This is a genomic window from Thermodesulfobacteriota bacterium (assembly GCA_035559815.1).
Classification (GTDB): domain Bacteria; phylum Desulfobacterota_D; class UBA1144; order Nemesobacterales; family CSP1-2; genus DATMAT01.
Genome location: DATMAT010000038.1, coordinates 13,607 through 26,532, shown reverse-complemented (window position 1 = coordinate 26,532; position 12,926 = coordinate 13,607). Strand labels below are relative to the sequence as shown.

The window sequence follows — 12,926 nt, the reverse complement described above, 5'->3', positions numbered from 1 at the left end:
CTTACACACAAGGCTGAGAAAATACATAGCTAAGGCAATACAAAGTACAAACAATAAATCAAAGATATTAGGAACGCTGATATTAGCTTATTAAATCGTCAAGTTACAAAAATAGTAGTACTTTCCATCTCCTCTTTTATTCTTTCCCTCCTAATCTTTCTTTCCGGCGTTCTGAGGGAATTTGAGTTTCAGGCTTACGACCTGTTCTCAAGACAGCTCAATCCATCAAGGCCTTACTCTGAAAAAATAGTCATCGTCGAGGTTGACCAGGAGAGTATCGATGCTTTGAGCGAACAGGGCATTAATTGGCCCTGGCCCAGGCAGGTCTACGCCCCGATAATAGAGTATGTATCCCAGGCGGATGCCCTATTCATAGACATTCTGTTTACCGAACCTTCATCATACGGCGAGGAAGACGACAGGATCCTGGCAGAGGCCATGAAAAAAGCCTCGAACGTTTATCTGCCCGTTTTCCTATCTCAGAAAGAGGAGATTATGAGCCCAACTGATGAGGATTTTATCAAATCCATATCGGTGAGGAACGTAACCTGGCCTATTTGGGCGTACAACTCCGTTATTACTCCTCTAGACGTTTTTAAAAGCTCTGTTGCCGGAGCGGGAAACGTCACCATCTCTCCGGACAAGGACGGGGTTTATAGAAGAGTTCCACTTTTATTCGGGTTAAAAGAATACGTCATCCCCAATTTTGTATTGAGTCATATCATAAAGCAGGCTAGGGTCAAAATAGAACAAAATTCCGTTTTTGTTGATGAAACAAAGGTACCGTTAACCGATGGTACGCTTATGCTCAGATACTATAGGGATAGAAATCCCTTCCAGGTTTTCTCGGCCTCCCAGATACTGAGCTCATATCTAAGAAGCGCCGCATCTGAAGACCCGGGGATTAAAAAGGAGTTTTTCAGGGGGAAAATCGTATTCCTAGGGCTCACAGCGGCTGGTTTATACGACCTAAAGCCGACGGCGACCTCTTCGGTGTCAACCGGTGTGCTGATTCATGCAACCACTCTTGATAATATTGTCAGTAGTAATTTTGTAAGCCCCTTAAATGGAATTTTTGTGCTCGCTTTTATGTTGCTGATCTCGTTTTTTATCAGCTATTCCGTCTTGAGGAGTTATTCCCTTCTTAAAAATCTTTCACTGTTTATAGCATCCCTGGTGGTAGTGCTTATAATCCTGGCAATCCTATTCAGGGAATCCGTTTACATGGATATCATTCCGCCTATTACTTCCCTGATACTCAGTTTTCTGGTGTCGGTTGCGTATAGCTATGCTACCGAGGGTAGACAGAGGCTTTTCCTTAGGGCGACTTTCTCCCAGTATATGGACAAGAAGATTGCCGATTACATCATAGAAAACCCATCTCTCATAAAACCGGGCGGGCAGGTAAGACGTGTCACCGTATTTTTTGCCGACCTGGCCGGGTTCACCTCGTTTGCCGAGGTTACGTCCGCGGAGAAGGTAGCAGTTATACTGCATTCGGTATTGAATTCTCTGACCGAGGTGCTGATAGGAAATCAGGGGGTGATAGACAAATATATCGGGGACTCGGTCATGGCATTCTGGGGTGCACCGTTCGATACGGACAAGGACGAGGTAAACGCCTGCCTCTCTGCCCTTCAGTGCCTTAAGGCTCTCGATGAAATCAACGAGGGTCTCCGTGCAGATGGATTCTCCGGGTTAAAGGTCAGGATAGGGATACATACCGGCGAAGCTATTGCCGGAAATATTGGAAGCGATAGATTATTCCATTACACGGTCATCGGTGATACGGTAAATCTGGCATCCAGGCTGGAATCGGCTAATAAGTTTTTCAAGACCAGCATAATAGTGAGCGAGAATACTATTATCGGGACAGACGATATTTTTTATAAAAGGGAGCTAGGCTCGATAGCGGTAAAGGGAAAGCAGTTACCGGTAAAAATATACGAACTGGTCGGTGAGAAAGGGAATATAGAATCGGAGAGACAGGGGCTTTTGAGCGTCTTCCAGCAGGGTATGTCGCTTTATAAGGATAAGAAATGGCCGGAAGCGGCTCAGGTATTCGAGGGTTTACTCAGGCAATACCCGGAAGACGGGCCCGCCCAATTTTACAAGAGAAGGTGTGAATACATGATATCTAACCCCCACTTGACAGAGGACTGGGATGTTATAAAGTTTACTGAGAAATAGCATGAAACTATACCTCATAGGCTTTCTTATACTGGCTTCCGCCTCTGTTTCCTCCCATGCCGAAACATTGACAGTCATCACAAAGCAGAACGCTATAAGGACTTCCTGCCAGTTCTTCGCTCCGGTCAAGGCCATGGTTTACTACAATGATGTCCTAGAAGTTACGTCCAAGCAGGGTGACTGGTATCAGGTTAGGTTTAATGGGCTTCCGGGGTGCATTCACAAGAGTGCGGTCGATAAAAAGTCATTTACCCTCAGCAAAATTACCGGGTCTCAGGGTCAGTCTGCATCGGGCGGAGAGGTGGCATTGGCCGGCAAGGGATTCAATCCTCAGGTTGAATCAGCATACAAAAGGAGCAATCCCGGACTGAATTATACGGCGGTTAACCGGGTGGAGGGCTACACCGTTTCCGATAAACAGGTCTTGCAATTCATACAAACTGGGAGACTGACTCCTCCATGAAAACGCCACTAGCTTTACTTGCAGGGATAATCCTAGTCTCGCTGATTGCATGTTCCGGCATGGATATAGGCAGTGTTACCAGAGTAGTGCAACAGACATTCCAGGCGGCCACGCCCCTTTCCGATGAAGAGGAATATTATGTGGGACGCGCGGTGGCGGCGAGGATACTTTCGACATATTCCCTTTTGGAGGATAGAAAACTCACTGAATATGTCAATCTGGTGGGAAACACGGTGGCGGTGAACTCGGATGAGCCATATACATACGGCGGATATCACTTTGCTGTTCTTAATTCAGAAGAGATAAACGCATTTGCTTGTCCCGGTGGGATTATATTGATAACAAAGGGCATGCTCTACGCAACGCAGAATGAAGACGAACTGGCGGCAGTCTTGGCTCATGAGGTTGCGCATATAAACAACCGGGACGGCGTCTCGGCTATACAGAAGGCTCGTCTGACCGAAGTTGCTACCCTGATCGGTAAAGAGGCGGCTCAGAGATATACACCTGCGGAACTATCACAACTGGTGACAGCCTTCGAGGGTTCTATAGACGACGTATTCAAGACATTGGTGGTCAATGGTTATAGCAAGACCCAGGAGTATAGAGCCGATGAAGATGCAATTACTTATCTAAAGAGAGCCGGATATGACCCTTACGCATTGAAGAACTTCCTAGTCCGTCTGCAAAGTCAGGGGCAGGGATCGACCGGGGGTATAATGAAAACCCATCCGGCCACTTCTGAAAGAATAGCCAGGGTTGAAAAAGAGCTGCCGTCCGACCAATTTGACCAATCTCTTGTTCAGTTAAGGGCGAAGAGATTCAAGAAGGCTTTGTAAAAATAACACCCCATGATCACCGCCTGGTTCGAGCAGTCACCCATATTAGCCTCTTCACTGATTAGTCTATTTGTTTTCGTTGTTCTTCTCTTAATCGGCTGGATTCTCTGGAGCCGTTTCAGAATTAGCTTGGGAATTTTCTATTACCTTTTCTCTCTCTTCGCCACCGTTTGGGTTTGGGCCTCGTTCCACAACGATTACGGTTTATTCAAGACTAAGGACCTGGGTCTAATCCTCAAATGGGGCACAGCTATGGTGGTCTTCTTCGGCGTGTGGTTTGCGGCCAGGGTTTTCTCCACTTTCCTCTGGGACTTTTACATCCATGAACACCGGAAGGCACAGGTGCCGGGGCTACTCCGGAGTGTTGCTACGGTAATAATCCTAATCGCCACCATAATGCTAATTGCTCACTTTGTCTTCGGCAAAGAGCTTTCCGGTCTTCTCGTTGCTTCTAGCGTCACTGCGGGGATACTCGTTTTTGCCCTTCAGGATTTTCTTGGCGGTTTAATCGCCGGCATCACCATTAGCATAGAGCCGCCCTTTCAAGTTGGGGACTGGGTTATGCTCGGAGACAAGGAAGGGGAGGTAGTGGATATAAACTGGCGTGCTACCACCCTTCGGACGCTGGCCAACAATTACCTGGTTGTTCCTAATAGCATCATCTCGAAGGAGCAGTTGATTAATTTCTACAAGCCGTCGAAGCTGCACGCCCTTCTTCTACAAGTGGGTGTCGAATACGGCGCCCCTCCCACCTTGGTAAAGGAGACCCTTATATCATGCGCTCTGGAGAGTGCGGGAGTTCTGGCCGTACCCAGGCCTATATCCCGGCTGATAAACTTTGGAGATTTTGCCATAACCTATGACCTCAAGTTCTTCATCGAGGACCATGCCTCGTACCAGAATATTCAGGATGAAGTGATGACCCGCATCTGGTATAACTTCAGGCGAAAGGGCATCAGGATTCCTTTCCCGATAAGGGATGTGTTTATACACGAGGCGGCGGATAAAAAGGAGCTGGTCGAGGAGATGAATCGGGCCAGGATAGAGGGGTTCCTTCGCCGCGTTAGCATATTCGACCCACTTGATGAAAGGTATCTTAAGACCTTGGCCGTCTCCGGCCGTAACTGGTCTTTCGGAAAGGGTGAGCGTATAGTCAAGCAGGGTGAATTCGGGAACTCTTTATTCCTCATTCTTCAGGGAAGTGCCAGCGTTCACGTGAAGACTTCGGACAACGGCCGGGAGATAGTTGTAGGAAATCTTCAGGAAGGGGACTTTTTTGGTGAGAAGTCCCTCCTCACCGGGGAGCCAAGGGGAGCCACCGTGATTGCCGAGACCGACATGGAGGTAATAGAGATAGAGAAGAAAAATCTAGTCCCGATACTAGAGGAGAATCCGGGTATACTGGAAGACCTAAGTAAACGCCTGGCAGAAAGACAGCTCGTGAACGAGGGATTTTTCAAGGAAGAGAAGAAAGCGGAAGAGGTTCAGGCAATACGCAATCGATATGCATCGCGATTCTTGCAGAGCATGAGGACCTTCTTCGGGCTATAGGAGCGTCATTTGAGAATTTTCGTTCTAGGTTGTGGAGGGAGCAGAGGAATAAGTTCAAGACCCACGGCATTCCTGGTTGATGACAAACTGCTTCTTGACTGCGGCTCGGTTACAGAGGTACTCGACTCGAAAGATTGTGCTCGAATAGACAACATACTGATTACTCATTCACATATCGACCATATTGGCGACCTGCCTTTTCTGGCGGAGCTGACCTTTGATTTGAGAACCGCGCCGGTGAACGTTTATGGCATAAAAGAAACTATCGATAGCATATCCTCCCATATATTGAATGGGCATATTTGGCCGAACTTCTCCAAGATTCCTAATTTGAAAGAGTCGAAACTTACCTATAAGACCTTGGACCCGTTTCAAAAGAAGACGATCGGAGGGTATAGCGTTATGCCCATTCCGGTAAATCACACCATCCCTACCGTAGGCTATCTGATAGACGACGGGAAAAAGGCTTTTGCGTTTACCGGTGATACCTATATTACCGATTCATTCTGGCAGAATGTTCAAAGAAGCGAGAGACTGCGTGCGGTGATAATAGAAACCTCTTTTCCCAATTCACTGGAAGAGGTAGCCAGGATAACCGGGCATCTCACCCCAAGACTGCTTCACGATGAGATAAAAAAGTTGAATCGGAATGACGTGAAAGTATATATCTCCCATGTTAAGCCCCTTTATAAAAAAGAGCTGGTCAAAGAGTTAAAAAGTTTATCCAAAGAATCACCCCTAACCGTGCTGGAAGATGGGATGGAGATAAGACTTTAGAAAATTGCTATCCAATGTGCCTTTCAATTTGACTTTGATGCTTAATTTATAAGCATAGTTAGCACTTCAGAAGCAACAAAATCCAGTCATATAGCTATTTCCATTCTGGCATATTATTTGCCAAAAATGTTAGCAAACCGGTTCTGAAGAGATGCGATAATTTGCTGGGCTAATTGACTCTAAGCCGGGAGAAAGGGGACAAGCTAAAAGTATGCATCAATCTCCACGTGTCTACTCCGGGATGATTAACTGAAGTCTTTTCCTCAGTAATGGGACCTTAAGGATGATGGTAGAAGTGGATACAAAGGTTTTGGAGCTTACCACTATTTACGAGGTAAGCAAGGTTCTTACATCTACGCTAGACCTTAAAAAATCCCTCGATTCGGTGATGAATATTCTTGACAAATTTTTGGATATGAAATACGGCACAGTTGTATTTTACAACCGGGATACAGGGGAGCTTTCTACGTTTGTTGCCCTCGGAATCGCGGAAGAGGAGAGAAGGCTAAGAGTTTATAAGGCAGGAGAGGGAATTATAGGAAAAGTCTATAAAACCGGTTCTCCTATGATCCTGCCCGATATTAGGGATGAACTGGAGCTTAGTAAGCAAATTAAACTCTTCGACCAAAATCAGAGGATTTCATCTATATGCGTCCCGATTAAAACGGGGGATAAAGTATTAGGGACACTTGGCGTGGTGTTTTATCAAGGAAAGGTCTCTTTTTCTATGGAAGGTGGAGTTAGGATTCTTACTATGGTTGCTTCCCTCATAGGCCAGGCGGTGGAGCTTAGTCGCATGGTTGATAAGGAGAAGAAGACGCTCATAGAAGAGAAAATCCGTTTACAACGTGAACTGAAAGTAAGGCATAGTTTGGAAAACGTAGTCGGTCAAAGTAATAGGATGAAAGAAATATACGAGACGGTACATCGTGTGGCTGCTACAAAGGCCACTGTATTTCTAAGGGGTGAAAGCGGGACGGGCAAAGAGCTCATAGCCAGGGCTATCCACTATAACAGCCGCAGGGCTAAAGGCCCTTTCATTAAAGTTAATTGCACGGCGCTTCCGGAAACACTTCTTGAATCCGAGCTTTTCGGACACGAAAAAGGCTCGTTTACCGGGGCAACAAATGAACGCAAGGGCCGGTTTGAGCTGGCCGATGGCGGAACTATTTTCCTCGACGAGATCGGGGATATCCCGGTGTCGACTCAGATGAAACTCCTCCGCGTTCTTCAGGAAAGGAAGTTTGAAAGGCTAGGCAGCTCAAGAACGATCTCCGTGGATGTGCGCATTATTGCCGCGACGAACCAGGACTTGGAGAGGGCCGTTGCCCAGGGAGGTTTTCGAGAAGACCTCTACTACCGGCTTAATGTAATACCGATATTTCTTCCGCCCCTCAGGGAACGAAAGGAGGATATACCGGTGTTGGTGGAATATTTTCTAAAAAAATTTAACGAAGAAAACAAGAAGAGGACCAGAATTTCAGACGAGGCAATGGAATTAATGCTCGAGTATCCCTGGCCGGGGAACGTAAGACAGCTTGAAAACAGTATTGAGAGGCTGGTGATCATGACCGATGAAGAGATTGTGGAGGTAGATGAATTACCCTATGAAATAAGGGCATTCGATAGGGTTGTAGACAATCAATCCCCTTCGTTTCAGCAGGAAATTAAGACTAAGAATTCCTCTCTTCCCAAGACGGTGGAAGAGATAGAAAAACAGCGAATCATAGAAGCACTCCAGAAATGCGGCTGGGTCAAATCACGCGCGGCTACACTACTGGAAATCTCCCCCCGGCAGATTGACTACAAAATAACGAAGTTCGGGATCAAGATCAGAAAACCCTGGCGGGAGTAGCATAAAACATCGTTAGATGTTTATCTTTCATTAAACCTATCCAAAATAAGAGAAAAATAAGAGACTGCTTCGCGTAGTTTACACTGAGTGAAACGAATGTGCTCGCAATGACGTGAAGGAAGGCAGTGTTTAGCGAGAAAGACGGCAAGGATAAATTCTACGACCGAAGCCATCCCATTTCTAGAACTTTGCATCATCAAGATTTTCATATGTTATTCACGGTAGTTTATTTATTGCTTTCAGATTATTTTGAACAGCAGTGGTCGGGCTACAATTCTATAATTTTTCAGCAAGCAGCGAAATGCTTTTAACCCCGTATTTTTTACTTGCTCCCTGTGCAGATTTCGAAAGAAATTGATATTGGGGATTCTCCCTGATAAAAACAACGCGCATGCCGGGTGATTCAATAGCCGCTTTGTATTTATCTATCTGCATAGCTCCGCCGATACAAGAGGCCCAAATTGTGGCATCACAGGTAATTCCCTCAGGCAATTCCTGGTCCGATACTATGTCGGAGATCGCCAGGCGCCCGCCACTTTTAAGTACCCGACTGGCTTCCGCAAACACCCTTTCTTTCTCCGCAGAAAGGTTAATCACACCGTTTGATACCACTACATCAAAGCTCTCATCTTCAAAGGGCAGTTCTTCGATATATCCCTTCTGGTAGGAAACATTATCAAATCCGAATCGGTCGCGCAGGTCTTCTGCCTTTTTCAACTGTTCATCGGTCATATCTATTCCAACCACTTTTCCATTTTTCCCTGCTTTCAGGGCGGCGAAAAGCACATCCATACTGGAGCCGCTGCCTAAATCCAGGACCCTCTCACCCTGTTTGATATTGGCGATGTCGAAATGATAGCCGACACCGGCAAAGGAATCAATCGCTTCCTCAGGAATTTTATCCAAATCAACCGACGGGTAGCCAAGCTTTTCAGCTAGACCTCGCCCTGTTTCAAAGTGAAAGTTTCCGTGTGGATTTTGAGCAACCTCACGGTACATCTCTTTCACCTTTACTTCGAGTTCTTCTTTATTGACTGTTCTTCCTTGAATTGTACTCATGATATTTCCTCCTTCTTATTAGAACCTATCTCAAAAATAGGTAGGAGCGGCTTCTAGCCGCGACCCCAAGTCGCGCCAGGGATGGCGCTCCTACTGATAAATCTCAATCTTTAATGCCGCGGACGGGCTTTCGCCTGGCTTCCAAAACAAATTATCAAGTTGTCATTGTAGGGGCGAACCTCGTGTTCGCCCCTTTTTATTCTTAGGGCAATCACTTGTAGTATTTCAAGCGCGGTGCGCGAGAAATGGAAACAAAAGGATTGCCCCTACATTTAATCCTCAAAGACTACTTGGCGCAACGGAAGCCGAGGCCGCCGAACGAGAACGTAGGCCCAAAGCGGGCATCGAGCGCGAAGACCCCGGCGCCCGTGCCGAAAGCCATGTTGCTGCCACGGAAAAGCGCCGCTGGAAACCTTTCAAGCTCAGGAAACGCCTCATCTACTCCAAAGATTAAATCATTGCCATAATCAAGAGAACTGGGTATATCTCCTCTATCATTATCAGAGTTATCCTGTATCCAGTCCCCTACCCACTCCCATACGTTCCCTACCATATCAAATACTCCCCAGTTTGAGACACAATCTGAGCGGGAACCGGTGGGCTCAGGCTCAAGACCAGGGCCAGGAAATATGTTACAAGCCGCCGTAGTGTGGTCCGTTCCAGAGTCATCCGTCCCTGCGGCAGCCATCTGCCACTCTGCATTCGTAAGCAGTCTCTTCCCCACATTAGCACACGCCTGCTGTGCTTGAAACCAGGTGATAAACGCAGAGGGCCTTACTCCTGGCACAGATGCGGCATATATCATCTTACTAGGCTGGTTTGGGTCTGAGCAGTCGTTTCCGTTGTCTGAGCAGGGATAGAAATTCACTTCTCCGAACTGAGTTCCCTGTGGGTTTCCATCAGCATCAGGGGGTTGAGACCACACGCTCGCCTCATACATGTCCACACATATATTTCCCACCGGAACCATGTTCACTGGGCATTCATCCTCTTCAACTTCTACCACCGCCTGTAAATCAATCGGGTTTTCTGATGGCAGGCACTCGCTTGGTTCTCCGACCACTCTAAGTTGCCCATTATTCTTTTTAATGCAGGCGTGTATCACATTCGGGTCGTCGGTGGCAAAGCTGGATGTGCTGGTCACGACTAAAGCAACAAAAACCATTACTACAAAGACAATGGAAAAAACAAAGTACCTAACCATTGTACTATCCTCCTTTTCTTGGGTTTCTATTGCCAAGTTTATTTAAACTCTCGTCCCCCGGTTATGACCTTTGAAAAACTAAAGCGGTAGTAGAAAAGCTGGCTTGAGGTGATGCACAAGGTGCCCAAAGTGTCATTCCCGCATGTTACCCGATTAACGCTTTCGGGCACGAGATTAAGCGGGAATCCAGTAATACTTAATGCCTATGGATTCCCACTTTCGTGGGAATGACAGATGCCACTGGCTCATTACCGGATCAGATTATCAAACATCATAACCGGGGGATCAATCGGATACCCATAATGTCAACCTCATCCAAGGCTAAGGAGAGAGACAGCACCGAATGGCCGACTCTCCCCCCGAGCAAGACGCTACTTCTTTACATTCCGTGGGTCATCCTGTGGATTTACATAGGTGATTTCCCACGGTCCTACCCCGTGGAGCTGGATGACTGTCTCTCCGGTTGCCCAAGCGAAGTGCTTCGTTTGCGGCGGTAGGAAACCAAAAGTTCCCACGGGCATAACCGTCCCGACCTTCTCATCGAACTTGTCTCCCATGCCGAGGTTGAAAGTGCCTGAAATAACGGTCACATGCTCAACCCCTGAATGCCAGTGCGGTGGGATCCTGTATCCATCGGGCATCAGGAGGCGCATCGTGTAGAAACCCTTCTCAAAGGGGTTGCCCTCCAGAACTGCCAGCTTAGCACCGGTAGGAAGCGCCGATGGCGCGTCCGTCCACTTAATCTCTCCCGGCGTGAAGAGTCCGTGATCGCTTGTCGTTGCTTCTACTTTAGTGAGAATCCCATTCCACACCATAATAAGGGCCAAGAAGGAAAGGCAAGTTATAATTAAGCGTTTTGTTTGCATTGTCATTTACCTCCTTTTTCGATTTTGTCCATATAAAACGGCAAGATGTATGCCGGCTATTAGCGGGAAATAAAGAAATACCCGTAACTCCTTGTTAAAAAAGGATTTTTAAGTATTGACATCTTGTATTTGAACCACGAGGTTAAACCGAGAACGTGAGGCTTGTTGATGGAAACGTAAAGCTTCTTGACGCCATCGTAAAGAAAATTGACGCTTATAATTGCCCTGTGATAAAATTGAATTTAGTTACGGGGGAGTTTTGGTTATGATTCCTATGGGCGAAAGGGATGATAAAAAACTCCAGGGGTCAAGAGGCCGCTTAAATAAAGAAAACACCACCTCAAAAGAACAACCTAATAGCAGACCCTTTGTAAGTAACATCATAGGAACAAGCCCCAGTATACGGGAAATAATAAAGTTAATAGAGAAGGTCAGTGACAGCCCTTTAAACGTTCTTATCACCGGGGAGAGTGGTACCGGAAAGGAGCTTGCCGCACGTACTATCCATACAAACAGCTCCCGCTTTGATAAACCCTTTGTCGCCATTAACTGCGCAGCCCTGCCGGAGAGCCTTTTTGAGAGCGAGCTTTTTGGCATTGAGAAGGGTGTGGCAACAGGAGTGGAGAGGAGAGCGGGAAAGATTGAGATGGCAAGCGGCGGAACCCTATTTCTTGATGAAATTGGAGATATGAGTCTTGCCGCCCAGGCCAAGCTTCTGCGGGTGCTTCAGGAGAGGAAGCTAGAGAGAATCGGAGGAAGAAGCACGATAGAAGTGGATGTAAGGGTTATCGCGGCTACGAATAAAGACCTAAAAAGCGAGATAAAAAAGGGAAACTTCCGTGAAGACCTGTATTACCGACTAAATGCCGTCCATATCAATATGCCTCCCCTTCGTGAGATTAAAGGGGATATTCCACTCCTTGCACAGCACTTCTTGAGTAGCTTTGTAAATGAACTAGGAAGGGACTCCATGCGTCTTTCCCCTGAAGCGATGGATTGCCTCGTAAAATACGATTGGCCCGGAAACGTAAGGGAGTTGGAGAACGAGATAAAACGTGCAGCAATTTTGGTTGATAGTGATGTAATCGAGGAGAGTGACCTTTCGGATAATGTAAGAGGCGTAATAGTTAGCAGGGACACGTTGCAACGTGCCCCTGCCGAGGAAAGCACTAGATTTCTTAGAGGAACGGTGGAAGAAATTGAGATTCGGAAGATAAAAGAGGCGTTAGAAAAAAGCGGAGGCAATAAGCAAAGGGCCTCTGAGATTCTGGGGATTTCCAGGCAGGGGCTCATAAATAAGATGAAGAGATATGGGCTATCTAGCGAGACTAAGCCGGAGATCGGTCGTTCTACAGGTTCAGTCCAAGAATGTCAAAACTGTGGAAAAGAAAATCCTCCGAATAAGGAGTTTTGCACCGAATGTGGCCACAAGCTTAGTGAAGGCGTTAAACCGGCTAAAGTTCCTAAATCAGATGAACCCCAGAGCTACCCTCTTTTATCTGCTGGAAAATCTCAGTTTCTTTACTCAAGTGGCGGTGAGTTGGAACAGGGTTACTTTGTCCCATTTACAGGAAAATCATATTCATTATGGTTCTTCGTCAAACGTAAGCCTAGTTTAGTGATTGCTATTTCAGTGTTACTTATTGCTATGATACTGGGCGGAGGATGGTTTGTTTTTCATGGCACCACGCTGTTTAACACTCAACCACATAGGCTAGGGCTTCTTTATGTCCGAAGCCAGGGCGAGTATGCAGGTACTGCACAATTGATCGAAGAGCAAATTAACCGGAACTTCAGCACCATGCCTGGAATTGAGTGGATTGCCCGCGAAGGGATGTTAGACCTTTTCTCCAAAGCCGGGGTTAAAAACTTAAGGGCTATCGAAGAGCTTGAAATCAACGCTTGCGAGGCTGCCCGACAAGGTGGACTCGATTATTCCTTGGTCGGACGCCTCAAGTCCTTGGGAGAAAACCGTTGGCGGCTTGATTCTGAAATCATCTGTACCACTACACGCTCGGTTGTCGGAACCTTCTCAGCCGAAGGCACGTCTCTTCAAAACATCGTGTCTGACCTGCAAAACCAGGTTCAGGAATGGATTAAAGAAGAACTTTGACCTTGAACG

Annotated in this window: 10 protein-coding genes; 7 read left to right on the top strand and 3 right to left on the bottom strand. The window is 46.7% G+C overall.

The window, feature by feature from the left end; all coding sequences use genetic code 11:
- The first annotated feature begins 57 nt into the window (after positions 1 to 57).
- The 6 genes from VNN20_10815 (at position 58) to nifA (ending at position 7,675) form a co-directional block, all read left to right on the top strand.
- Positions 58 to 2,190 (top strand): adenylate/guanylate cyclase domain-containing protein, encoded by a 2,133-nt coding sequence (locus VNN20_10815; GenBank protein HWP92672.1) that lies wholly within the window; start codon positions 58 to 60, stop codon positions 2,188 to 2,190.
- Position 2,191: 1 nt separating this feature from the next.
- Positions 2,192 to 2,653, top strand: coding sequence for a hypothetical protein (locus tag VNN20_10810; protein HWP92671.1), 462 nt, complete (start codon positions 2,192 to 2,194; stop codon positions 2,651 to 2,653).
- A complete protein-coding gene (locus VNN20_10805; protein HWP92670.1) occupies positions 2,650 to 3,492 on the top strand; it encodes a M48 family metalloprotease in 843 nt (280 codons plus the stop codon). The genes VNN20_10810 and VNN20_10805 overlap by 4 nt, the downstream gene beginning before the upstream one ends.
- Positions 3,493 to 3,504: 12 nt before the next feature.
- Entirely contained in the window at positions 3,505 to 5,043 is a 1,539-nt protein-coding gene (locus VNN20_10800; GenBank protein ID HWP92669.1) for a cyclic nucleotide-binding domain-containing protein, read from the top strand.
- 9 nt (positions 5,044 to 5,052) lie between these two features.
- Complete coding sequence (locus VNN20_10795) at positions 5,053 to 5,820, top strand: 3',5'-cyclic-nucleotide phosphodiesterase (protein HWP92668.1); 768 nt, start codon at positions 5,053 to 5,055, stop codon at positions 5,818 to 5,820.
- Between the two features lie 283 nt (positions 5,821 to 6,103).
- A complete protein-coding gene (nifA, locus tag VNN20_10790; GenBank protein ID HWP92667.1) occupies positions 6,104 to 7,675 on the top strand; it encodes a nif-specific transcriptional activator NifA in 1,572 nt (523 codons plus the stop codon).
- Positions 7,676 to 7,951: 276 nt separating this feature from the next.
- On the opposite strand, the gene VNN20_10785 is transcribed toward nifA, so the two are convergent.
- From VNN20_10785 to VNN20_10775, 3 genes are all read right to left on the bottom strand, one after another.
- On the bottom strand, positions 7,952 to 8,734 hold the full coding sequence (locus tag VNN20_10785) for a methyltransferase domain-containing protein (protein ID HWP92666.1): 783 nt from the start codon (positions 8,732 to 8,734) through the stop codon (positions 7,952 to 7,954).
- 286 nt (positions 8,735 to 9,020) lie between these two features.
- Complete coding sequence (locus VNN20_10780) at positions 9,021 to 9,938, bottom strand: SUMF1/EgtB/PvdO family nonheme iron enzyme (GenBank protein ID HWP92665.1); 918 nt, start codon at positions 9,936 to 9,938, stop codon at positions 9,021 to 9,023.
- A 371-nt stretch (positions 9,939 to 10,309) separates the two neighbouring features.
- Positions 10,310 to 10,804, bottom strand: coding sequence for a cupin domain-containing protein (locus VNN20_10775; protein HWP92664.1), 495 nt, complete (start codon positions 10,802 to 10,804; stop codon positions 10,310 to 10,312).
- Positions 10,805 to 11,069: 265 nt separating this feature from the next.
- Between VNN20_10775 and VNN20_10770 the strand changes: the two genes are divergently transcribed.
- A complete protein-coding gene (locus tag VNN20_10770) occupies positions 11,070 to 12,917 on the top strand; it encodes a sigma 54-interacting transcriptional regulator (protein ID HWP92663.1) in 1,848 nt (615 codons plus the stop codon).
- Positions 12,918 to 12,926: the final 9 nt, after the last annotated feature.